Source organism: Lysobacter capsici, assembly GCF_014779555.2.
GTDB classification, from domain to species: domain Bacteria; phylum Pseudomonadota; class Gammaproteobacteria; order Xanthomonadales; family Xanthomonadaceae; genus Lysobacter; species Lysobacter capsici.
In genome coordinates this window covers 747387-769313 of record NZ_CP094357.1, presented here as the reverse complement: position 1 = coordinate 769313, position 21927 = coordinate 747387, and the positions used below count along the sequence as shown (strand labels likewise).

Below are 21927 nucleotides of genomic sequence, written 5' to 3'. Positions count from 1 at the left end.
TGCGCGATAAATCGCACTCGCATCAAACGCCGCCGATGTAGCCAAGCGCGGTTGCAATGCGATGACAAATCGCCGGTAAATCGAATCGAATCGCAAAGGCGGCCACTGGCCGCCTTTTTCGTTGTCTGGCCGCTAAAGCTTTTCCGATTCCCCACTGCCCATTCCCGATTCCCGCCATCGACCCATTCATCCGCGTGAATCGCAGCGCACCCCGCGATCAAACCTCGGATATGGAAACGCGGGCACAAATCGATCTGTCATCTCGCTGCGGTTTCCGGTAACGGATCACGTAACGCGCCACCTCGCTCACGACAATGAACGGACGGGATCCATGCTTGCCTTGTAACCGCGCGGCTTTATCGCGGCCGCGTACGAAGGAGATCGTTCGATGCATCTTCACTCTCTCGCCGCAGCCCTGGGCTGCTCGTTGCTGTTGACCGCGGCCGTGGCCGACGCAAGCCAAAGCACCCGACTCGACACGCTGCGCCTGCAACTGGACAAGACCAACGCCCTGGTGCTCGCGCAAGCGCAACGCGCGTCGTATCCCGAGTATTTCCGTCGCGCCTACGCGCGTTACCCGAACCTGCCGGCCGGCGCGCTGGAAGCCATCGCCTACGCCGAAACCAACTGGGTGCATGTGCGTCCCGACCCGGCGCAGGACCCGCGCGACCTGCACATGCCGCGCTCCTATGGCGTCATGGGCCTGTACCACGGCGGCGGTTTCGCCGATCAGGTCGGCGACGGCGCGCGCTTGATCGGCCGCAGCGCGCGCCAGGTCATGGACGATCCGGAAAGCAATATCCTCGCCGCCGCCGCGTTGCTCGATCGCGCGCTCGCCGCCGACGCGCCAGACCAACGCAGCCGCGCGCTGGCCGCGCCCGAACAACTCGCGCCGGTGCTCGCGCGCTACGCCGGTTACGGCGCCGGCAACGGCGGCATCGCCGACTACGCGCGCCAGAGCTTCGCCTACGGCGTGCTGCAGACCTTGCAGCGCGGCGTCGCCGAGCAAGGCATCCAGATCAAGGCGCAGCCGCTCAAACTCGAACGCGCCTTCGATTCCGATCAGCTGCGCAAACTGCGCGCGCCGGCCTTGCTGATGAATACCGGCGACGACAGCGTCCAGCTCAACCGCGCGCTCGCCAACGATCTGGCCGCCCCCGCGATCACGGCCGCGCCGGCCACCGATGTCGGCACCAAGGCGGTCGACTTCGGCGAGGCGATCTGGAACCCGGCCAGCTCCAGTAATTACAGCACTGCCTCCAATGCGACGAGCGCGGTGATCCTGCACACGATGGAAGGTTCGTACGCGGGCTCGATCTCGTGGTTCCAGAACCCCAGCGCGCAAGTGTCGGCGCATTACCTGATCCGCAAGTCCGACGGCCAGATCACCCAGATGGTGCGCGAGTACCATCAGGCCTGGCACGCGAAGAACCACAATTACTACACGATCGGCATCGAGCACGACGGGCGCGCCGCCGACGCCGGCAACTGGTCGGCGGCGATGGTCAATGCCTCGGCGCGTTTGACCAAGAGCATCTGCGCGCGCCGCGGAGTCAATTGCGCCAGCGCGTGGAGCGGGCCGGGCTACGACACCTATCACCTGGTCCCCGACAGCGTGCGGGTCAAGGGCCACGGCATGCTGACCGGCAACGAGAACCGCTACGACCCCGGCAAGTACTTCCCGTGGTCGAACTACTACGGCCTCATCAACGGCGGCGGCACGCCGCCCAACCCGCCGGGCAAGTACTGGGTCGACACCTTCGCCAACGCCATCGGTTACAAATGGCCGTCGACGCTGACCCCGGTCGGCACCCTGTACCAGGGCACCAACTACGTCTACTGCAAGGCCTGGGGCGAAGAAGTGCGCTCGGGCAGCAGCTACAACCACTACTGGCTCAAGACCGATCTCGACGTCGGCCCGGCCGGCGCCTGGGTATCGGCGTATTACCTCAGCCGCTGGGGCAACGACGAAGCGCGCGACAACAACGGCGCGGTGATCCCGGACTGCTGATCGTTCCGGCGCATGCGTCATCCGCCGCGGCGCGGACCACCGGCGACGGCGGCTTGCGCCGCGACGACAACGGCGAGACGGGTTTCCGTCTCGCCGGCACCACTCCCCACTCCTGCAGAGTCCACGATGAAACGCAAAATGATGCTCTGCGAGCGCGTCATGTACGTCGATCGCGACACCACCTTCACCATCGTCCAGGCCGCGCGCATTCGCGGCCGCCTCGATCCGGCGCGGCTGCGGCACGCGCTCGACCGGATCCAGCTCAAGCATCCGATGCTGCGTTGTTCGATCGAGGACGGCGACCCGCCGCAGGTCGTGCTCGAAGACGATCCGGCGCCGATCCCGCTGCGCCTGGTGGAACGCAAGGGCGACGAGGACTGGCAGCATCAATCGCACATCGAACGCGAGACCCGCTTCGCCAGCGAACGCGCGCCGCTGATGCGCGCGGTGTGGATCCACGGCGACGACAGCCACGGCGAGCCGGTCGGCGAACTGCTGATCGTCTGCCATCACGTGATCTGCGACGGCATGTCGATGATGACCCTGCTGCGCGAAACGCTGGCGTTGTGCGAACGTCCGGAACTCGACATCGGCCGCCTGAGCGGCTTCAACGGCCTGGAAGACATTCTTCCGGCGCAAATCCTCGGCGACCGCCGCATCCGCCGCAAGGCGGCGTTGAAGGCGCTCGCGTTCCGGCTGTTCTTCTCGTTGCGGCGCAAGCGCAAGCCGGTGCCGCAGGGCGAGTTCTACGTGCTGCACTGGAAGCTGTCGCGCGATGACACCGCCGCGCTGGCCGCGCGCGCGCGCGCCGAGGGCGTGACCTTGTTCGCCGCGCTCGCGGTGGCGTTCTCGCTGGCCTTCCGCAGCGTCAAGGGCGCCAGCGCGAACGGCAAGGTGTTCTCGCCGGTCGACATCCGCAAGTTCCTGCCGTTGATCCGCCCCGACGGTTTGTTCTCGGCCGCGCCGGGCACGATCGTCGCGCTCGACACCGGCACCGCGCCCGAACAGGTCGACGACGCCGGTTTCTGGGAGCAGGCGCGCGCGTTCAAGACCCGGCTCAACCAGCGGGTCGAACGCCTGACCCGCAACGTGCATGAATATTTCATCGGCCTGGAGATGCTGCATTCGATCTTTGGCCAGTTCATCGCCGAGCGCCGTTCCGACCTGGACCAGTTCGACACCACCTTGTCCAACATCGGCCGCATCGAGATTCAGCAGCAGTACCAGGGCTTCCGCGTGGAAACGGTGTTCAGCCCGACCGCGCGCCTGCCGTGGCGTTCGACCACCGCGGTGCTGATGTCGGGGTATGCCGGCGAGCTCGATTTCGCCTTCACCTGCGACGAAGCCTCGCTGACCCGCGAGCAGGCCGCGCGCGTGCGCGACTTCGCCACTCGCCTGATGCGCGAACGCGGCGCGGCCGCGCCGGCGCGCGATGCGGCGCTTGTACGGGAAGCGGCATGAGCGAGGATCGCAACGATGGCGTGGATACGGCCGCGATGAGTGGCGGCGATGGGGTTTTGCCGGGCGGCCGGCGTGAGGGTTTGGGCGATCTCGTTGTCGCTTCGGACCGTGCCGCGGGTGGGCCGGAACTCTCCGCTCGAGGCTTCACTTACGCTGGGACTTCCATTGATCCGGACGCTTTTGGGGTGATCTTCGTGCTATGGCAGCCCAACGCCTCGCACCTGATCCACCTGGACGATACCCGCGCGATCTGCCGGCACGTGGTCGCGGTCGACAACTCGCCCGAAGCCGATACCGGGCTGCATGCGCGGCTGCGCGCGGCCGGCATCGAAGTGATCCACAACGCCAACCACGGCGGCATTTCCGGCGCCTACAACCAGGGCGCGCAGTGCCTGCTCGCGCGCGGCTGCGAGGTGCTGTTCCTGCTCGACCAGGATTCGCAGCTCGGCGCGGATTTCTTCGACGGCATGATGCGCGCCTGCGCCAACACCGGCAGCGACACCTTCATCGTCGGGCCGAAGGTGTTCGAGGTGAATCTGGGTCGCTACCTGCCGGTATTCTCGCCGCAGGCGCGCATGCCCAAGCCCGAACGCATCGAAGATCACCCCGAGGGCCTGGTGCCGACCTTGTTCGTGATTTCCTCGGGCTCGGCGATCTCGGCGACGGCGTACCGCAAGATCGGCGCGTTCCGCGAGGACTATTTCATCGAATACGTCGACATCGAATACGGCCTGCGCGCGACCCGCCACGGCGTGCCGGTCTACATCAACACCGCGGTGGAACTGCGCCAGCAGGTCGGCCAGTTCGTCAAGCGCGGCATTTTCTCGACCAGCAACCACGTCGCGTGGCGGCGCTACTACGCCTCGCGCAACGCGGTGCATGCGCTGCGTTCGAACGCCGATCGCTGGTCGATCCATTGGCTGATCGAATTGCTGACCTTGCACCAGGTGGCCTGCGTGCTGGTGTGCGAGGAGCACAAGCTGCGCAAGGTGATCGCGATCGCGGTGGGCTATGTCGACGGCGTGTTCGGCAAGCTGGGGACGTTCGAGCAGCGGCATCCGCGGCTGGCGGCGTTCTGCCGGCATTGAGGCCGGGTGGGTTCAAGGCGAGCTGAGTCGAGAGCGTCGGGCCCGAAGGCCCTCCCACGATAAACCTCGCCGCGACGCCGATGGCGTTGTGGATCCGCCACCGTCTTATCCGTCATCAGTGGGACCATCGCTGGGACAGCCACCGATAAATCGGCAGGACGACCTCGCGCGCTCGCGAGGTCGTTTGTGGGAGGGCCTTCAGGCCCGACGCTGTTCGATCGGATCGCCCGATGCTTGATCGGACGACACCCGCGCCCTCAGTACGCGTCGCTGCCGGGCCGCACATCGATCCCCAGGCCCACCGCCACCGCCTGCATGTTCTCGTCGTCGCGGCGCAAGGTGATCCAGCCGGCATAGGAGTCGCCGCCGGTCGAGCGGTTCCACAAGGTGTAGCCGTACTCGCGCAGGCGATCGTGGGCGCGCGCCATCAGCTCAGGCACGTCGGTGCCGTCGAGGAATTCGTCGTCGGTGGGGTCTTCCACGCCCCAGTCCACCTGCAGGTTCCAGCGCGCGGCCATCTCCGCGATCGAATCGACGAAGGATTCGGTGTCCTTCCAGTCCACGTGGAAACCCGAGGTCCAGTCGATCACGTCCTGGAGCGTGTCGATCTCGCCGAAATTCTCGTCCTGCTCGGCTTCGCGCGCTTCGCGGTAACGCGAGAACTGCTGCAGCGCGGTCTCCTCGTCGCCGGGATTGATCAGCAGCAACAGCTGCCAGATCAACGCCTCCTGGCTGAGCTCCTCGTTTTCGTCACCGGTGAAGTCGAAGCCGTCGTCTTCGTAATCGGATTCGTTGTCGGGTGCGGTCATGGCGGTGGCTTCGCAAGGGGATGCGCGCATGGTGCGACCTGGGGCGCGGCTTGAAAAGCCGGCGTGGCCATTCGCCCGCGCGCGACAAGTCGGCGCGTCGAACGGCGGCGGCCGCCGCGCGGGCCGCGGCCGGAAACGAAAAAGCCCGGCTTGCGCCGGGCTTTTCTAGCGATCCGCGGCTTGCGCCGCGAGTCGCGAGGTCATCACAGAACCGTCAGGTTCAGATGGCCTGGACCTGGTCGGCCTGAAGGCCCTTCTGGCCCTGGGTCACGACGAAGGAGACCTTCTGGCCTTCCTGCAGGCTCTTGAAGCCCTGGCCCTGGATCGCGCGGAAATGCACGAACACGTCATCGCCGCTCTCGCGGGAGATGAAGCCAAAGCCCTTGGCATCGTTGAACCACTTGACGGTACCGACTTCGCGAGCGTCCGACATATTGCTAACTCCTTGAAACATGGTGTTGGAATGCCGTTTTCACGGCGTTGGGGCTGGTAGCAAGGAGGAAGCGAGGTGGAACGATGGAGTGGATCTGTGAATCGACGATCTACGGCATCGGGTCACGGCCTACGGTGACCCTTGACTAACTCAGCTCGCACACCGTAGTAGCGTCTGACCCGAAAATCAATTGGCAAGGGCCACCGATGTTCAGCCGATTCGACAACTGGCGCACGGTTTGGCACATCCGTCTTTGCGACTCAGCCCGGTTTTCGCCCGGTTCCCGGACCCGATCGCGCGCCTAGCCGATTGATTTTGATGGCTTTAATGCTTCGGCGCCGGGTCGAAAAACCGATTTCGGCAAAGCCGCCGCGGCCCAGGCGAATGAATGTGCCTGAACGGCACTCCCGATCGCCGGATCGTCGCTTTTGGGACAAATCCGCGCCGAATCGGTCGCCCCAGCGCGAACCGCGCCTCCCGGCGTCCCGGGCCGGCGGGCCGGAATGAAGCTCGGCTGGGCCGGCCGCCCGGCTCAACCGCCCTCGCCGCTGTCGGCGTCGGCCTGCGCCTGGGCGCGGCGCCAGATGCCGTACTCGGCGCGGTTGAGGCGGAAGTCCTGCAGTGCGAAGGTCGCCGCGCCGCGATCGGCGGCGCTGCTGGCAGGGTCGGCGGCGATGTCGAGCAGCGCTTCCTTGAGCCGGTCGCTGCGCAGGCGCGAGCCCTGCACGCCGGCGATCGCGCTGGCCCGCACCGGCGCGGACGAGTCGAGGATCGCGCGATGCAGCAGGTCCTCGGTCTGCTCGCTGTCGTCCCACTGCGCCAGCTGCAGCACCGCCTGCGCGCGCAGCGCCGGGTCGGGATCGCGCGCGAGCGCGGCCAGCTGCGCCACCACCGGCGCGGCGTCTTCGCTGGGCAGCGTCGCCGGGGTCAGCATCGCCACCAGTTCGGTCCGGCGCTGCGGATCGCCGCCCTGCTCCAGCTTGGCCAACAGGGTCTGGCGTACTTCGGCGCGGTCCATCGAGTACGCGCTGAGCAAGGCCAGGCCGTCGCGCTCGTCCTGCGCGCGCGTGCTCGCGCTCAGCGACAGCGCGAAGCGCAGCACCTCCTCGCCGGACACGGCATTGAGCAGCGACAGCAGTTCGCCGCGCGCGGCCGGATCGGTTTCGTTGCGGAACCGCTGCAGCAGGCTTTGCAGGAAGGCCGGATCGCGACTGGCGCGCTGGCGCAGCGATTCGAAGCTGACCGGCGCGTCGCCGCCCAGCGACAGATAGTCGGGATAGGGCGAATGCGGCTGCGCGCCGTTCGCGCGATGCGCGTTCGCGTCGGTTTCGGCCGCGGGCGGCTTCGCATCGCGCGTCGGCACGGCCGGCGCGCGATGGGCGACATAGGCGCCGCCGGCGAAGGCGCCGGCCACGGCCGAAACAACGGCGATCGACAGCGCGTGCTTGAAGTTCATCGGTCCGGAGGCAAGGGAAGCGCTGCAAGCATACCGGTCGCCTCGCGGGTCACGAATGAAAGGCCGGCGCGATGCCGCTGTTGCGAACGCAGCGCGCGGGCGGCGATGGAACCGCCCCTCTCCGGTGCACCGGAGAGGGGTTGGATCGAACACCGTCCAGTGAATCAGCAATCCGGCGCCACCCGTCCGTCCGAGCCGGTGTAGGTGTAGGCGTCGGGAATGAAGCGGCCGCTGCCGATCCGGTTCCACAGATTGCTGGTGCCGTAGGTGCCGGTCACCGAAGTGCCGGTGGTCTGGCATTGGATCGTCACGCCCGCGCCGTCGCTGAGGCTGCCGACGATCGAGTACGAGGTACCCGGGCCGGAACGCACGTTGAGCGGCGTGCCGTTGGTGTTGACCGTGCCGCTCGCGCCGCCACCGCCGCCGCAGGAATTGCGGCTGGTGTAGTTGGCGGTGCCGAAGTAGTTGATCTGCGCGCCGTTGAACTTGATCTTCTGCGCGCTGCCGTTGAGGCGTTCTTCGAAGTGCAGATGCGGGCCGGTCGAACCGCCGGTGGTGCCGACCGTGCCGATCGACTTGCCGATCGCCACGCTCTGGCCGACCGAGACCGAGTACGAATTCAGATGCGCGTACAGGCTGGTCCAGCCGCCGCCGTGATCGATCACCACGTACTTGCCGTAACTGGTGTCGCCCAGGTTGCGCACCACGCTGACCGTGCCGGCCGCGGCCGCGACCACGGTGTCGCCTTCGTCGTTGGCGCGGTTGAAGTCCACCGAGTTCTGCGGGCTGTGATTGGTGCGGGTCTGGCCGGACCAGACCTGGCCGCAAGGAAACGGCATCTGGAAGGTCGGCGCGGCCTGCGCGGCGGTGCCGAACAAGGCGGCGAAAGCGAACAGCGCGGCGGCGCCGGCGGTGCGATTGCGTGGATTCATGGCGGGATCACTCCATCGATGAGGCCGCGCCGTTGCCGACGGCGCGACGGTAGGGACGAGACAACAACTCAGTGCGCGATCTGTACATCGTCGAGATAGAGATTGACGTCGAAGCTGGTCTGCTCGCGCAGCAGCCATACCGCATCCAGGCGAACGCTGGCGGCGTCGATCTGGCCGTTGCTGGCGCCGGCCCAGGCGTTCCACTGCGCCGGATCGTCCAGCGCCCATTCCAGGTAGGTCCATTGGCCGGTCGGGATGGTCCGCGCGATCGCGCGCTCGGCGCCGTCGCTGTCGTCGATGCTCAGCGACGCGCTCAGATCGCTGCCGCCGGTGTAGATCCAGAAACCGATCTTGCCGCCGGCGCGGATCAATTCCAGATTGTTGGCCGGGGTGCCGCCGCCGGACAGCAGGCGCACCGCCCAAGCGGTCGCGACCGCGGGATCGTCCTTGAGCAACACCCGCAGCGAACAACTGCCGTTCTTGCGCGTGGCGCAGTCTTGCTGGGCCAGCGAAGCAGTCGAGATACCAGTGGTGCTGCCCGATAACGTCGGCGCGCTATTGAAACGGCCGACACCGCTTTCGAACGCATCGAACACGATCGCGTCGCCGCCGGGCGCGCCGCCGCCGTCGTTGGCGAGGAAGGCGTTGCGCAGGCCGGCCGGGCTGTTGTTGTTATTGAAGTAGTGGTTGGCGATCCACTTCCAGTCGCGGCCGTTGTTGGCGGCCCAGCGCTGGCTGCCCCATTGGCTCATGCCGCGGCCGTGACCGAAACAGCCGCGGCCGCGCCCGACTTCATCGCTGATGCACGGCCAGTTGTTGCGCGGCGAACCGTTGCGGCCGTTGCCGCAGCTCAGATCGTTGTTGACGCACGACAGGCCGTCGCCCGGATCGTCCCAGGCGTTGTTTTCCGAGGAGTATTCGCTGAACGCCGCGGTCTGACCGTCGCGGGTCAGCAGCACGCCGCGGGTGGCCGCGGCCGCGGCGACCGTCGCCGCCACGCTGTCGGCGTTGAAGGCCTGGCACGAGGTGCTGCTGCAGATGTCGTAGCGGCTGTTGACCGGATGGGCGACGTAGTACGCGGCGTAGCTGCGATAGGCGACCGCGCCGGCGGCGAGCGAATCGGCGTCCCACGACGGGATCCATTCTTCGTCGAGGCCGCGGCCGACATAGTCTTCGAACGCGTACACCGAGACCGCGCTGCACGAGCGGCCGGAGCAGTTGGTGCCGACGCGGATGCTGGCCGGCACCGGCACGGTCGCGGCCTGCGCGGCGAGCTTCTTCGCGATCGCGACCGAGGCCGGCCGTCGCGGATCGAGCGCGGCGTCGGCATCGATGCGTTCGGCATCGGCCGCATTGCGCGCCGCATCGGCGGGCGATACGGGCCGTTGTTGATCCTGGCGCTGACGCGCCTGAGTCTGCACGTGACTGCGATCCTCGCTGGCGCTGCCGGCGCCGGGCATCAGGTCGACGATCAGATGGCGGCTGTCGTTGAGCAAGGGCAGACCGAGCAGGCGCTGGGTACGGTGATTCGCCGCGGCGATGCTCAGTTCGATCGTCGCCGGCAATGCCTCGCTGTCGCGATTGAGCGCGGCCGGCAACGTGGCCGGCAGTTCGAAATAACCTTGATCGTCGGTGTTCGTGCGCGTGCCCTGGCTGCTGCGCACCTGCGCGCCGCCGAGCGGTCGCCCGCTGACCTGGTCGTAGACATGGCCGCTGAACACCGCGCAGCGCGCGCAGGACGCGGCCTTCAAGGCAAGCAGATCGAGCGCGTCGGACGGTCGCGACGGCGGCAACCACAGCGTCAGCGGCAACGGCTGCGCGGCGTCGATGCTTACGCGCGTGCTCAGGCCGGCGTGCTCGCTTGCGCTCACGACCAGTTCGTACTCGCCCGCGGCGAGGGTCGCGAAGCGGCCGCCCGGGCCAGTGACGCGCAGGTCGTGCACCCGCGCGGTCTCGCCGCGCGGATGCACGAGCAGGTTGGAGTCCAAGGCGCGGCCGCTGACCGCGTCGCGCACGCGGATGTCCAGGCTGCGCTGGTTCACCGGCGCGGCGCGGGCGGCATCGACCGGACTGGCGGCGGCGATCGTCGCCGGCGCGGCCGCGGCGCGCAGCCATTGCGCGAACACCGCGCCGGCGATCAGCAGGGCGAGGATCGCCAGCCAGGTCGGCACGCGGCGCGCGCGATGCGGCCGCTCGCTGCCCGGATCGGGCGACGACGGCGATGGGTTGGAATCGTGCATCGGCGTTCCCCTGGAGGCCGGTCGGCGCTGGTCGCTCGGCGAGTCGCTCATGATCGGCTTGCGATGTTGCAGTGGTGGCGGTGATCGGCGGCGCGGCGACCCGGATTGCGCGAAGCGCGACCAAGATCACCCGGCGATCGCGAGGTCGTGCGTGCGTTGCCGCGGTCGCCCACGAAGACATCGCATTCGCAACGCCCAAACCGCGCATGACGGCGCTTCCCCTGTTCCTGCGCCGGCGCCGCGATCGCGCATTCAACCGCTCTCGTTCATTCAAACAGCGCGCGGACCGCCACCCGGCGGACCGCGCGCCTGGACCTCAGTTCTTCACCTGCACATCGTCGACGTACACGTTCACATCGAACGAGGTCTGATCGCGGTAGAACCACACCGCATCGAGCTTCACCGACGCGGCGGTGATCGCGCCGTTGGCGCCGCCGACCCACGCATCCCACTGCGCGTCGTCGGTCAAGCTCCACTCCAGATAGGTCCAGGTGTTGGCCGCAATCGCGCGGCTCACCGAGCGCTCGGTGCCGTCGCTGTCGTCGATGCCGATCGCCGCGCTCATCCCGGTCGCGCCGGTGAAGACCCAGAAACCGACCTTGCCGTTGGCGCGCGTCAGGGCCGCGTTGCTGCCCGGATTGCCACTGCCCGACAACAGCCGCACCGCCCAGGCATCGGCGCTGGCGGCATCGTCTTTCAACAGCAGCCGCAGCGAGCACTCGCCGTTCTTGCGCGTGGTGCAGTTGCGTTCGCTCAGCGAAGTCGCGGCGATGCCGGTGGTGCTGCCCGAATACGCCGGGCCGGTGTCGAAATGCCCGACCGTGCTTTCGAAACTGTCGATCACGCTGCCGCTGCCGGGCGGATTGCCCGGATTGAGCAGGTTGTAGTAGCGCGCCCAATCCCAGTTGATGCCCGGATCGGTGTGGGTCTGGCTGCTGTAGTGCTGGTGGCCCTTGACCTTGACGCTGGCCGGCAACACGTTGATGCCGCTGCCGGCCGGGCCCTTGAACGCGCTCGCGCAGCTGATCGCGCTGTAGGTCGCGCAGAAATGCCGGGTCAACGCCGCCGAGGCGTTGTACATCGCCGCGGTGTACCAGCTGGCGTTGTTGATGAAGCCTTCGTGCTCGATGCCGAGCGTGGTCTTGTTATGCACGCCGACGTGATGGGCCGCGCGGTTCTCGCGCACCATCTGGGTGATCTGGCCGTCGGAGCTGCGGATCAGGTAATGCGCGCTGACGCTGTTGGGGTTGTTCTGGAACCACGAGATGCTGCCGGCGTAATAGCCCTGCATCGTGTGGATGGTCACCGAGTCGTACGACGTGCGCGTGGAGTGATAGGGCGAGGCGACCCACAGCGCCGGGCCGTAATCGGTGCTCTTTTCGTCGGCCGCGGTCAGCGACGGCGCGCGCAAGGTTTCGCTGAGCGGATCGATCGCGAACGCGCCGTCGTCCTTCAACGCGCCGGCCTCGACCCGATCGCGGCTCACGTCCAGACGCACGAACGGCGCGCGCAGTTGCACCAGCTTGCGCGCGTCGAAGGCGCGTTCCCAGGCGACCGCGCGCGTGGGCACGACGATGCCGCGGTCGTTGACGCCCTTGTCCTGCGCCAGCAGCACGTCGAAGGCGAAACTGGAACGGGCGTGATCCTGGATAACGCTCTTGCCCACGTTGCCGGCGAAACCGGCGTAACGCTCCAGCGCCGGACGCGTGGCTTCGATCGCCGACTTGGCGCCAACCCCGTCGGCGCGCAGTTCGCGATCGAGCAAGGCCGCCGAGGCGAGGATGTTGCTGAGCGGATCGCGCTGCACGCGCGCCGCGGGCACGCCGATCAGGCGCGCTCCTTCGCTGACTTGATCGGCGAAACCTTCGCCGTGGTACAGGCCCATGACGCCGTACGAGCGCGGCATGTGCTGGTGCTGTTCGCCATAGCCCGCGGCCGGGCCGGGCTGCAGTTGCTGCCAGCGGCTCATCACGTAGGCGATCGATTCCAGCGTGCCGGCCGGGATCGACGGGTAACGCGCATAGGCCTGGCGGAAGTAGTCCGCGTACAGCGCGCGGTCGACGCGTTGCAGCGACTCCTCGATCTGCAGGCGCTGGGCCAGGGCGCGGTCTTCGGGTGCGGCCTGGGCCTGCGCGGCCCACGGCGCGGCGAGCGCCAGCAGGGCGAGGGTCAGCGACCACGACAGCGAACGCACGCCGGTACCGGCCCCATGGCGCGCAATGGAATATTCATTCATATCAAATCTCCCCAGAAGAATTAATAATTCCCGCGGGGCTCTTGTACTGCATTTGTCCGACCGGCAAGTGCTGTCAGGTCCGGTTTTTGTAGGGCGATTTCCGATCCGCGACTGCGATCACTTCGCGATTGCGCCGCACGGCCGATACCGGCCCCGAAACCGCCCGCCGCGACCCTGCGGACGTGGTGCGCTGCGCCAAAATCGCCTCGTTCACCCTGTTCATACTCGGGTTGGCCCCAGTTCCCCGGCGACCCCGGCTTGCTTATCGTCTAGCGCTTACGCCGCACTGCGCGTGCGAAAACGACGACTTGAGGAATAACGAAGATGAGCGGAATCGGTGGCGTCAGCTGGCAGGTCTACAAGAACCTCCCGCCGGAGGATCAGCAGGCGATCCGCGACGCGGCCGCCAAGCCGCCGCAGGTGCAGGCCGAACCGGCCGCCGACCCCGCGCCGCCGCCGGCGCCGCCGCCGGCCAAGCCGGCCGATGCGCAGACCCCGCAGGAGGCGGTCGCCTCGATCAACGCCCAGCCGCTGCCGAAGACCGACGACCTGGGCGGCATGCCCGGCCCGGTGTTCGATTCGATCTACAAGCCGCGCGTGGAGCAGTTCACCACCGCGCGCCGCGAGGACGCGCAGGCCGCGCTCGACCGCATGGAGCCGAAGCTCGAGGACTTCCGCAACAGCGGCCTCAACGGCGCCACCGCGAACATGGAGTACCAGGAGTCGCGCAACGCGTTCAACAGCAATCCCTACGTCAAGGAATTGCAGCGCATCGTCACCGAGGCGACCGACAAGCCGACCCAGGTACCGAGCTATCTGACCAATCAAAGCACCCAGGCCGATCCGAGCGCGGTGTCCAACCTCAAGCTCGACAGCGTGCGCACCGCGCTCGATACGCTCGGGGTGAAGCTGCCGGAGAATCCGACCCCGCAGCAGATCGCCTCGGGTTACGAACTGCTCGGCGCGCTGCCGCAGGACGTGCTGTCGTATGCGATCAATCCCGGAACCGCGGTCACCTACACCACCCCGGTCGCCGGCGTCAGCACGCCGTCGTTCATTCCGGCCCGGGTCGGCGCCGACGTGGTGGTCGAGGGCAAGGTCGAGCTGTCGGACGTGCAGACCGGCGTGGACTTCGAGCAGACCCAGCAGTTCAAGGCCTCGGTGGAAGTGCGCGGCGAAGCCGGCCTGGACGTGGGCAAGACCCCGCTCAACAAGTTGTACAAGGCCGCCACCTTGCTGCGTCAGGTCTCCGATGAGACCAAGCAGATGGTCGAAAGCTCGCCGCTGCTGCGCAACGTGGTCAAGGGCCTGCCGGTGTCGGGCCATCTGGTCGCCTTCGAAGGCACCCGCCTGAGCTACGAAGCCACGGTCACCCCGCAGCAGGGCGCCAAGCTCGATGCCGGCGACATGAGCGCGATGCCCAACCCGCTCGATCCGCAGGCGATGCCCGAAGGCACCTCGGTGCTGATGCGCGGGCAGAACCTCACCGGTTCGGACTTCGCCATCAACTACAAGATGTACGGCGGCATCGGCGGCACCCACACCGAACTCGACGGCGCCGGTTTCGGCGTGCGCAAGATGGAAGGCTCGGTGGTCGAGGTCTATGCCGGCCCGATGGAAACCGTCGAGAACGCGACCATGTTCGGCCTGGGCAAGGTCGGCACCGCCTCGATCGGCCTGAGCGTGGAAACCAGCATGGAGAACCGTTCGCTGCAGACCGCGCGCATCGACCTGTCGACGCAAGAAGGCCAGCAGGCGTACCAGACCTTCATGAGCGGCGGCAAGATTCCCGACTGGAATCCGCCGGGCGTGCAGCGCTCGGGCACCACCGAAGTGTTCAACGCCGAACACGCCGCGCGCCTGGGCATCGACGCCGGCCCGATCTCGATCGGCGTGGGCAACAGCAGCCAGCTCACCATCACCCGCAACGTCTGGCAGGACGGCACCATCGACCAGACCAACAGCTACCAGGGCGCGGGCCAGACCACCGAGGTGCAGTTCCAGGTCGGCGCCGACGGCAAGCCGGTCAAGGACTCCACCGAGTGGACGCTGGTGCTGCCCAACACCAGCGACGTCGCGGCTTCGTACTTCAACTCGTCCTATCGTCCCGGCGAACTCAACAAGAAGTTCGACGGCAAGCAGCATCTGCAGTTCGAGTTCAGCGACAAGGACCTGATGTCGCTGCGCGACCGCGCCCGCGAGAGCGTGGGCAACCTGGGCGGCGACGAGCACGGCGGCGAGCGCCTGAAAGACCTGGATGCCGGCCGCATCACCCCGTTCCCGAACGACCTGACCGAGCAGATCGCGATCGCCAAGACGCCCGACGAGGTGTTCGCGGCGATCTCGCGCAGCGGCCAGGCTGGCTGCGAGGATTTCGTGACGATGATGATGTGGGGCGACCAGCGCAATACCGCGCTGCCGGGCACGTTCCAGATCAAGGACGCCGGCTGAGGACCGCATCGCTCGCGATGCTTGCGCGAACGCCCGGCCTGGCCGGGCGTTTTCGTTTGCGTCGGCCGCGTCCGGGACGAATCAGCGTCGGCGCGCGCGCGTATCGTCGGGATCGCCGAACAGCATCTTGAGACCGCCGCAGACCAGGCCGAGGCACAGCAGCACGAGCAGGCCCCGGCAAAACACCCCGAACGAAAACCACACCGGCGCATCGGAAAACAGCAAGAGCGTACTGGACGACCCAAAGCGCGACCGGCCCATGTACAGCGCGCCGGTGGTCAGCGCGACGAACATATCGCGCGCCATGGACACGCCAAGCAGACCGAAGAACGCGCCGCCCAGAGCGCCGGCGATGCGCGTGCCGGCGCTCGACCGCGCGGCGGTGATGCGGGCGGGTTCGCGAGGTTCCGGTTCGCGCGCGGGCGCGGCGGTCGTGTGTTGCGGCGGTCGTTGCGGCGGCCGTGGCCGCGGCGGGGCTGCAGCGCGGGCGTGGTCGTCGTGATGACCGTTGGCAGCACGGGCGCGGCGGCGCTCGCGGTCGGCGCGAACACGCTCACGCTCGCGGCGGATGCGTTCGCTGCGGCGGACTTTCTTTTCGCGGATTGGGGCGGGTTCCGGCGTGGGTTCCGGCGCGACCGCAGCGGTTTGCGTGGCTTTGGCGGCGGCCGCCCGCGCCGCCGCGATCGACGCGCCGGCCCGCGTTCTGCCGACCGTCGCGTCCAGCCCGAGGTAACGTCGCACCCGTTCGTGCAGACGATGCATCTCGCCGGTCCACTGCGGCAACGCGAACTCCTCGTCGGTGATGGCGTGTTCGCGGCCGTCCGCATCGATCAGGGTCAGGCCGGTCCGGCGAAACAGTCCCTTGCCGCTCCAATGACGCACCTGCACCGCTCGCGGTGTTGCGAACGTCGCGCTGCGCTGCAATCGGCGCCGGCCGAACACATCCCAGCCGACGCACTCGCAGCGACCGGCCTGGAGCGCGAGCCGCAGCTCCAGCCATGGCCGCGCCTGCAACAGCAAGCCGACACCCAACGCGCACACCAGCGAATACATCGACAGCATCAGCAGTACATCGAGTCCGCCCTGCCTGCGCATGCGGCGCAGGAAGGTACCGGTGCCATAGGCTTCGTCCAGCCCGATCAGAAGGGGAGCGCTGAGTATCAACAGCAGGCTCACCGCGACGAAGCCCAGCGTGGCCAGCCACCGGCTGCGGCGGACGATCAGTTCGTCGCCCTGTTCGAGAATCGTCAGGTACATATGCGCGTCCATGCGGACGAACCGGTGTGGCGTCGACACAGCGCGGGTGGGCGGCGCGGCATGGGTCATCCTTGATCCGACAGGACGCACAGTGTCGACGCGCTCGGGTAACGGCGTCAAAACCGCTTGCGCGTGCGCGCCGATCCCACTGGAGCGCATCCGGCCCGACGCCGTGTTCCCACCACCCTCGACGCAGCTGACCAAGCCCGTTGCGGGCGGGCTTCAGCCCGACGCGCTCGTCCGGGATCGCCGCGCAGCGAACATTCCCGCAGCCACTATTGCGCGATCAGACAGGCGAAGGATTGCGCTCGCCGAACCCGGCCTGATGCCAATACGGATACGCCTTCGCCGTCGCGCTGGCCGCATCGAGTCGGGCGACCTGCTCGGGCGTGAGATTCCAGCCCACCGCGCCGAGGTTCTGCTTGAGCTGCTCCTCGTTGCGCGCGCCGATCACCACGGTCGCCACGGTCGGCCGCTGCAACAGCCAGTTCAGCGCGATCTGCGGCACGGTCTTGCCGGTTTCCGCGGCGATCTCGTCGAGCGCGTCGACCACGCGGTAGACATACTCGTCCTGCACCGGCGGCCCCATGTCGGCGGTGACGTGCAGGCGGCTGTTGTCCGGCAGCGGCTGGCCGCGGCGGATCTTGCCGGTCAGTCGGCCCCAGCCCAGCGGGCTCCACACCACCGCGCCGACGCCCTGATCCAGGCCGAGCGGCATCAGCTCCCATTCGTAATCGCGGCCGATCAGCGAGTAATACGCCTGATGGGCGACGTAGCGCGACCAGCCGTGACGCTCGGCGATCGCGAGCGATTTCATCAGATGCCAGCCGGAGAAATTCGACACGCCCAGGTAGCGCAGCTTGCCGGCGCGGACCAGATCGTCGAGCGTGGACAGGGTTTCCTCGATCGGCGTGCGCGCGTCGAAGCCGTGCAACTGGAACAGGTCGATGTAGTCGGTGCCCAGACGCTTGAGCGCGGCGTCGATCGAACGGATCAGATGATGGCGCGAAGAGCCGACTTCGTTCTCGCCGTCGCCGAAGCGGAAGGTGGCCTTGGTCGAGATCAGCAGGCTGTCGCGCGGGCGGCCCTTGATCGCTTCGCCGAGGATGGACTCGGCCGCGCCCTTGGAATAGATGTCGGCGCTGTCGAACAGGTTGACCCCGGCCTCCAGCGCGATGTCGAGCAGGCGCCGCGCGCCGGCGACGTCGGTCTGGCCCCAGGCCTTGAAGAAGTCGCCTTCGCCGCCGAAGGTACCGGTGCCGAAACTCAGCACCGGCACGCGCAGACCGGACGCGCCCAGAAAACGATGTTCCATGCCGCACTCCTGATGGGGGACAGACGGGCATTGCACGCCAATGGGTGCGGGGGCTCAAGGGGATGGGTGGGATGGTGCGTTTTGGGATGGGGTGCCGGATCGGTGGGGCGGGTTGAAATGCGCTGGATGCGTGTCGGTCAAACCATTACGCATCTACCTACCGTCATTGTCGCGAAGGTAGGAATGGCGATCCGGGGGACGGCCGGGCCTTCACTGAGTCCAAACACGAACTACATGCTCGCGCGCCACTCGTTACCGTCATTCCCGCGAACGCGGGCTCCGCTTTACTTCGGCGCAGCCGAACATCCAGGGCCTTTCGTGCGAGAACGCTTGAAGTTTTGGGAGGAAAGTCGCTGGATTCCCGCGTTCGCGGGAATGACGGTATTGAGAGATGACGCTGAAGGCTCTGGATCCCCGCCTTTGCGGGGATGACGGTCTGGTGGGATGACGCTTAAGACTCCGCGGGATGGCGGTCCGGGAGATGGCCCTGGCGCCGTGCTGAGTCCAAATCCGAATCCAGACGAAACAGCACGCTTGCGCGCCGCTCTCCTACCGTCATTCCCGCGAACGCGGGCTCCGCTTCACTTCGGCGTAGCCGAACATCCAGGGCCTTTCGCGCGGGAACGCTTGAAGTCTTGCGAGGACAAAGTCACTGGATGTTCGGCTGCGCCGAAGTAAAGCGGAGCCCGCGTTCGCGGGAATGACGTTCTGGTGGGATGGCGCTGAAGGCTCCGCGAGATGGCGATCTGGAAAGATGTCGCTGAAGGCTCTGGATCCCCGCCTTCGCGGGGATGACGGGCTCAGAGGTCGAGGTCGAGATTGCGATTGCGATTGCGGTTCAACCGATCCGATGACGCCTCACTCCACCGACACAAATTTCACATCCGAAGGCGACACCGCCTCCATCGTCTGCACCGTATCGCCCAACCGCCCGCTGCGCGGGTCGCGCTCGATCACCACCAGCGTATTGCTGTGCTGATTGGCCACCACCACGTGCCGGCCGTCGGGCGACAGCGCGAACTCGCGCGGGCCCCGGCCTTCGGTGCTGCGGCGCTGCATGGCGGTGAGCGTTCCATTGGCGGCGTCGACCGCGTACACCGCGATGTGGTTGTCCTCGCCGCGGTTGCTCGCATACAGAAAACGGCCGTCGCCCGACAGGTGCAGGGCCGCGGCGGCGTTGCCGTCGCGCCGGCCCGGGTCCATCGCCACGGTCTGCACCGGGTGCAAGCGGCCGTCGTCGTAATCGAACACGACCAACTCGCCGGTCATTTCCAGAGTCAGATACACGTGCTTCCCGGCAACGTCGAACAGCAGGTGACGCGGGCCGCTGGCGGGCGGCAGGTCCACCGACGCGGTCGCCGCGGCGAGCAACGGCCGTTCGGCGCTGCGGGCCGGATCGTAGCGGTACACATAGACCTTGTCGGCGCCCAGATCGGCGGCCAGCACGTAGCGGCCGTCGGGCGCGGGCACGACCGCATGCACGTGCGGCCCGAGCTGGCGTTCGCGGTCGGCCAGGCTGGCGCGATGGCTCAGTACTTGTACGCCGGGTTGCAAGCGGCCTTCGCGATCGATCGGCAACACCGCCAACGTCCCGCCGGGCGATTGCGCGCCGGAGTAATTGGCGACGAACAGGTAACGGCCGTCGCGGCTGACCGAGGCATGCGCGGGGTCGTCGCCGAGGCTGTTGGCCTGCGACAGCCGACGCGACGCCGCCGGCCCGCGCGCGAGCGCGAAACTGCTCGCGCGTCCGACCGGATCGGCCGAGGCCGGGCCGTTCTCGTTGACCGCGAACAGCTGGCGTCCATCCGCCGACAACGTCACCCACGACGGATTGTCGGTTTCGATCACTTCCAACAGCTGCGCCTGGATCTGCCCGCTCGCAAGGTCGAAGCGATAACGGCCGATGCCCTTGCAGCTCGCGCCGGTGTAGCAACCGACCAGGAGTTCGGCCGATCCCTCGGCGGTGCGTGGCGCGGCATCGGCGCCGGCAAGGATCGAGGTCATGAGCACACTCCAGGCAAGCAGGATGGATCGCGGGTTCATCGGGTTCTCCGGCGCGGCGGCGCGAGGGTCGATCCTGGATCACATCACCCAAATAGCCAAGCCGCTCGGGATGAAACTGCGCGGTTGTCGGGTCGGGCGAATGTGGGATTGTCGCGATTGAAGCGAAGCGCGCCGAAGCTCGAGCCCCGGTGCGCTGCGCGCCGATCACGACGACCGCAACTCAAGACAGACAGCGCGCATGCGACGACGGCCGCAACGACCGGCGCCGCAAGCACCGCCGCATCAACGCACCCCGCCACCCGAGCGCGAATACCGATACTCCACGTCCACCTGCGCGGTCACCTCGCCGGTCTGCGCCGGCGCCTCGGCCGCATAGTCGTAGGCGCGCGCGCCGTACTGCCGCGCGGTCGGCGTCTGCGGCGTCCACCACGGCCGATCGTCCTCGAACTTCACCGCGGTGGCCGCGTCCAGGGTCCAGCCCAGTTCGGCGGCGATCACCGCGGCCTTGCGCCTGGCATCCTGCAAGGCCAGGCGACGCGCCTGGTCGCCGTACTCGGGCAGGCGATCGGACAAGGGACGCAAGCTTTCGAATTCGCCGACCCCGGCCTGGCTGAGTTGTTGCTGCAACAGCGCCAGCGCATCGTCGCCGCGCACCCGCAGCACGAAGCGGGTCGAGTAGCGATAGCCCGCCGCGCCCTCGCCGCCGTCGCGCGTGGTCAGGCGCGGCGCGTCGACCGACAGTTCGCTCAGCTCGCCACGGTGCGTCTGCAGCACCCGCCGCACCGCGGCCACGACGGGCTGATGCCGTTGCAGGGCGGCGCGCGCATCGGCGGCGTCGCTGACCACCGCAAACGACAGTTCGAACAGGTCCGGCTGATAGGCGACGCGGCCGAATCCGGCGACGTGGAAACGGCCGCCGTCGACGTCCTGCGCGCGCGCCGTCGGCGACAGCCACAGTGCGGCCGCGAGCAAGGTCAAGCCCAGGTAATTCATCGGCGACTCCGGGCGCGGGCGATGGCCGGATTCTGCTGCCGTCGCCGGCCGGTGTCGATGCGACCGGGCGAATCCCACGGATTCCACGCTCGTCCGCGAGCCGGCCCGAGGCCGCCCGGACTGGGCCGCGCCGCCGCGCGCGCGTATCCTAGGCGCCGCCCGGCCGCTGTCGCGCCCGCGGCCCTTTCGTACGTCCGCCTCAAGAGTCCCGTCATGACCGATACCCCGCCCGACCGCGTCTCCAACGATCCCCGCAGCCCGTTCTTCGATCCGTCCGTGGTCGAACGCGGCATCGGCATCCGCTTCAACGGCGTGGAGCGCACCAACGTCGAGGAATACTGCATCAGCGAAGGCTGGGTGCGGTTGCCGGTCGGTAAGTCGCTCGACCGTCGCGGCAATGCCATGACCATGAAGCACAAGGGCCAGGTCGAAGCCTGGTATCTGTCGCCGGCGCCGGACGCCGACAGCAAGTAAGCGCCGCCCTCGCCACGGCGACTTGACGACGCGCGTCGGGGCTGAAGCCCCGTCCATGGAGATTCAGCGACCGCGCCGTTGCAGGCGATGGATGCCGATGCTCGCACCGGAGCGTCGAGGGTCCGCGGGCACCCACACGGCCGGCGTGGCAACAAGCCGCGTTGAGGGAAGAACCTCAGCCCCGATCCGGTTCGCCCGGACCCTGCGAACTCATGCCGCCGCGCTGTCGCGCAACTGCCCGCACAAGCGGCGCATATCCTCGGCCAGCACCGGCACCGGCTGCGGCAGGCGCAAGGCCGCCTCGATCGTCGCGCAGTCGCGGTCGCCCTCGGCCGCGGCGAGCAGGCCGCGCGCGTAAGCGCCGAGCGGATCGGCCTGGACCAGCACCGGCTGCAGCCACTCGCGCGCGTCCTTGGCGGTGCCGCGCATCACCAGCAACTGGGCCAGCTGGAAGCGCGCGACCACGAACTCCGGCACCACCGTCAACAGCGCGCGCAGGCGCTCCTCGGCGCGCTCGAACAGGCCGAGCTGGGCGTGCTGGATCGCCAGCAGGTACTGCGCGTGCAGGTTGTCGGGCTCGCGTTCGAGCACGGTCTTGAGCAGGCGCACGGCCTCGACGTCGCGCGCGCCCTGGATGGCGTCCAGCGCGTGGCGCAACAAGGTCGCAGTGTCGAGCCGCTCGTCGATCATGCGTGACTGCCGCGCCTCCCCGGCGCGCGCCGTTTCATGGCCGGGCATTGTGCCCCAGCCGGGGCCAACGAAAAACG

Annotated in this window: 17 protein-coding genes; 6 read left to right on the top strand and 11 right to left on the bottom strand. The window is 67.8% G+C overall.

What is annotated here, in order from left to right:
• The first annotated feature begins 388 nt into the window (after positions 1-388).
• The 3 genes from IEQ11_RS03125 (at position 389) to IEQ11_RS03115 (ending at position 4560) form a co-directional block, all read left to right on the top strand.
• On the top strand, positions 389-2011 hold the full coding sequence (locus tag IEQ11_RS03125; RefSeq protein ID WP_191821252.1) for an N-acetylmuramoyl-L-alanine amidase: 1623 nt from the start codon (positions 389-391) through the stop codon (positions 2009-2011).
• Between the two features lie 126 nt (positions 2012-2137).
• A complete protein-coding gene (locus tag IEQ11_RS03120) occupies positions 2138-3472 on the top strand; it encodes a condensation domain-containing protein (RefSeq protein ID WP_096412619.1) in 1335 nt (444 codons plus the stop codon).
• 185 nt (positions 3473-3657) lie between these two features.
• Positions 3658-4560: a glycosyltransferase gene (locus IEQ11_RS03115; RefSeq protein ID WP_057920642.1), complete on the top strand. Its 903-nt coding sequence runs from the start codon at positions 3658-3660 to the stop codon at positions 4558-4560.
• A gap of 257 nt (positions 4561-4817) precedes the next feature.
• Here the strand turns inward: IEQ11_RS03115 and IEQ11_RS03110 are convergent, their stop codons facing one another.
• The 6 genes from IEQ11_RS03110 to IEQ11_RS03085 form a co-directional block, all read right to left on the bottom strand.
• Positions 4818-5369, bottom strand: coding sequence for a DUF6630 family protein (locus tag IEQ11_RS03110; RefSeq protein WP_191821253.1), 552 nt, complete (start codon positions 5367-5369; stop codon positions 4818-4820).
• A 220-nt stretch (positions 5370-5589) separates the two neighbouring features.
• Positions 5590-5802 (bottom strand): cold-shock protein, encoded by a 213-nt coding sequence (locus tag IEQ11_RS03105; RefSeq protein ID WP_036102375.1) that lies wholly within the window; start codon positions 5800-5802, stop codon positions 5590-5592.
• A 532-nt stretch (positions 5803-6334) separates the two neighbouring features.
• The gene (locus tag IEQ11_RS03100; protein WP_191821254.1) at positions 6335-7258 is read right to left on the bottom strand and encodes a HEAT repeat domain-containing protein; all 924 of its coding nucleotides are present in this window, start codon (positions 7256-7258) and stop codon (positions 6335-6337) included.
• A gap of 164 nt (positions 7259-7422) precedes the next feature.
• Positions 7423-8190 carry a M23 family metallopeptidase gene (locus tag IEQ11_RS03095; RefSeq protein WP_191821255.1) on the bottom strand — a complete coding sequence of 256 codons (768 nt, stop codon included), beginning with the start codon at positions 8188-8190 and terminating at the stop codon, positions 7423-7425.
• Positions 8191-8258: 68 nt separating this feature from the next.
• Entirely contained in the window at positions 8259-10481 is a 2223-nt protein-coding gene (locus tag IEQ11_RS03090) for a SpoIID/LytB domain-containing protein (protein ID WP_191821256.1), read from the bottom strand.
• Between the two features lie 265 nt (positions 10482-10746).
• Positions 10747-12666: an N-acetylmuramoyl-L-alanine amidase gene (locus IEQ11_RS03085; RefSeq protein ID WP_228464491.1), complete on the bottom strand. Its 1920-nt coding sequence runs from the start codon at positions 12664-12666 to the stop codon at positions 10747-10749.
• A gap of 324 nt (positions 12667-12990) precedes the next feature.
• Here IEQ11_RS03085 and IEQ11_RS03080 point away from each other — a divergent pair, with 324 nt between their 5' ends.
• Positions 12991-15117: a hypothetical protein gene (locus tag IEQ11_RS03080; protein WP_191821257.1), complete on the top strand. Its 2127-nt coding sequence runs from the start codon at positions 12991-12993 to the stop codon at positions 15115-15117.
• A gap of 81 nt (positions 15118-15198) precedes the next feature.
• Here the strand turns inward: IEQ11_RS03080 and IEQ11_RS03075 are convergent, their stop codons facing one another.
• The 3 genes from IEQ11_RS03075 to IEQ11_RS03065 all read right to left on the bottom strand — a co-directional run bounded on the left by IEQ11_RS03075 (position 15199) and on the right by IEQ11_RS03065 (position 19693).
• Complete coding sequence (locus IEQ11_RS03075; protein WP_191821258.1) at positions 15199-16443, bottom strand: hypothetical protein; 1245 nt, start codon at positions 16441-16443, stop codon at positions 15199-15201.
• Between the two features lie 217 nt (positions 16444-16660).
• On the bottom strand, positions 16661-17689 hold the full coding sequence (locus IEQ11_RS03070) for an aldo/keto reductase (RefSeq protein WP_036102393.1): 1029 nt from the start codon (positions 17687-17689) through the stop codon (positions 16661-16663).
• An 858-nt stretch (positions 17690-18547) separates the two neighbouring features.
• Entirely contained in the window at positions 18548-19693 is a 1146-nt protein-coding gene (locus IEQ11_RS03065) for a lactonase family protein (protein WP_228464492.1), read from the bottom strand.
• Between IEQ11_RS03065 and IEQ11_RS03060 the strand changes: the two genes are divergently transcribed.
• On the top strand, positions 19692-19853 hold the full coding sequence (locus IEQ11_RS03060) for a hypothetical protein (RefSeq protein ID WP_191821343.1): 162 nt from the start codon (positions 19692-19694) through the stop codon (positions 19851-19853). The genes IEQ11_RS03065 and IEQ11_RS03060 overlap by 2 nt on opposite strands.
• A 122-nt stretch (positions 19854-19975) precedes the next feature.
• Here the strand turns inward: IEQ11_RS03060 and IEQ11_RS03055 are convergent, their stop codons facing one another.
• Positions 19976-20686, bottom strand: a complete 711-nt coding sequence (locus tag IEQ11_RS03055) for an SIMPL domain-containing protein (RefSeq protein WP_191821260.1) — start codon at positions 20684-20686, stop codon at positions 19976-19978.
• A gap of 213 nt (positions 20687-20899) precedes the next feature.
• On the opposite strand from IEQ11_RS03055, the gene IEQ11_RS03050 reads away from it, so the two are divergent.
• Positions 20900-21160 (top strand): DUF3297 family protein, encoded by a 261-nt coding sequence (locus IEQ11_RS03050; RefSeq protein WP_036102402.1) that lies wholly within the window; start codon positions 20900-20902, stop codon positions 21158-21160.
• Between the two features lie 210 nt (positions 21161-21370).
• Here the strand turns inward: IEQ11_RS03050 and IEQ11_RS03045 are convergent, their stop codons facing one another.
• Complete coding sequence (locus IEQ11_RS03045; protein WP_191821261.1) at positions 21371-21850, bottom strand: tetratricopeptide repeat protein; 480 nt, start codon at positions 21848-21850, stop codon at positions 21371-21373.
• Between the last annotated feature and the right edge of the window lie 77 nt (positions 21851-21927).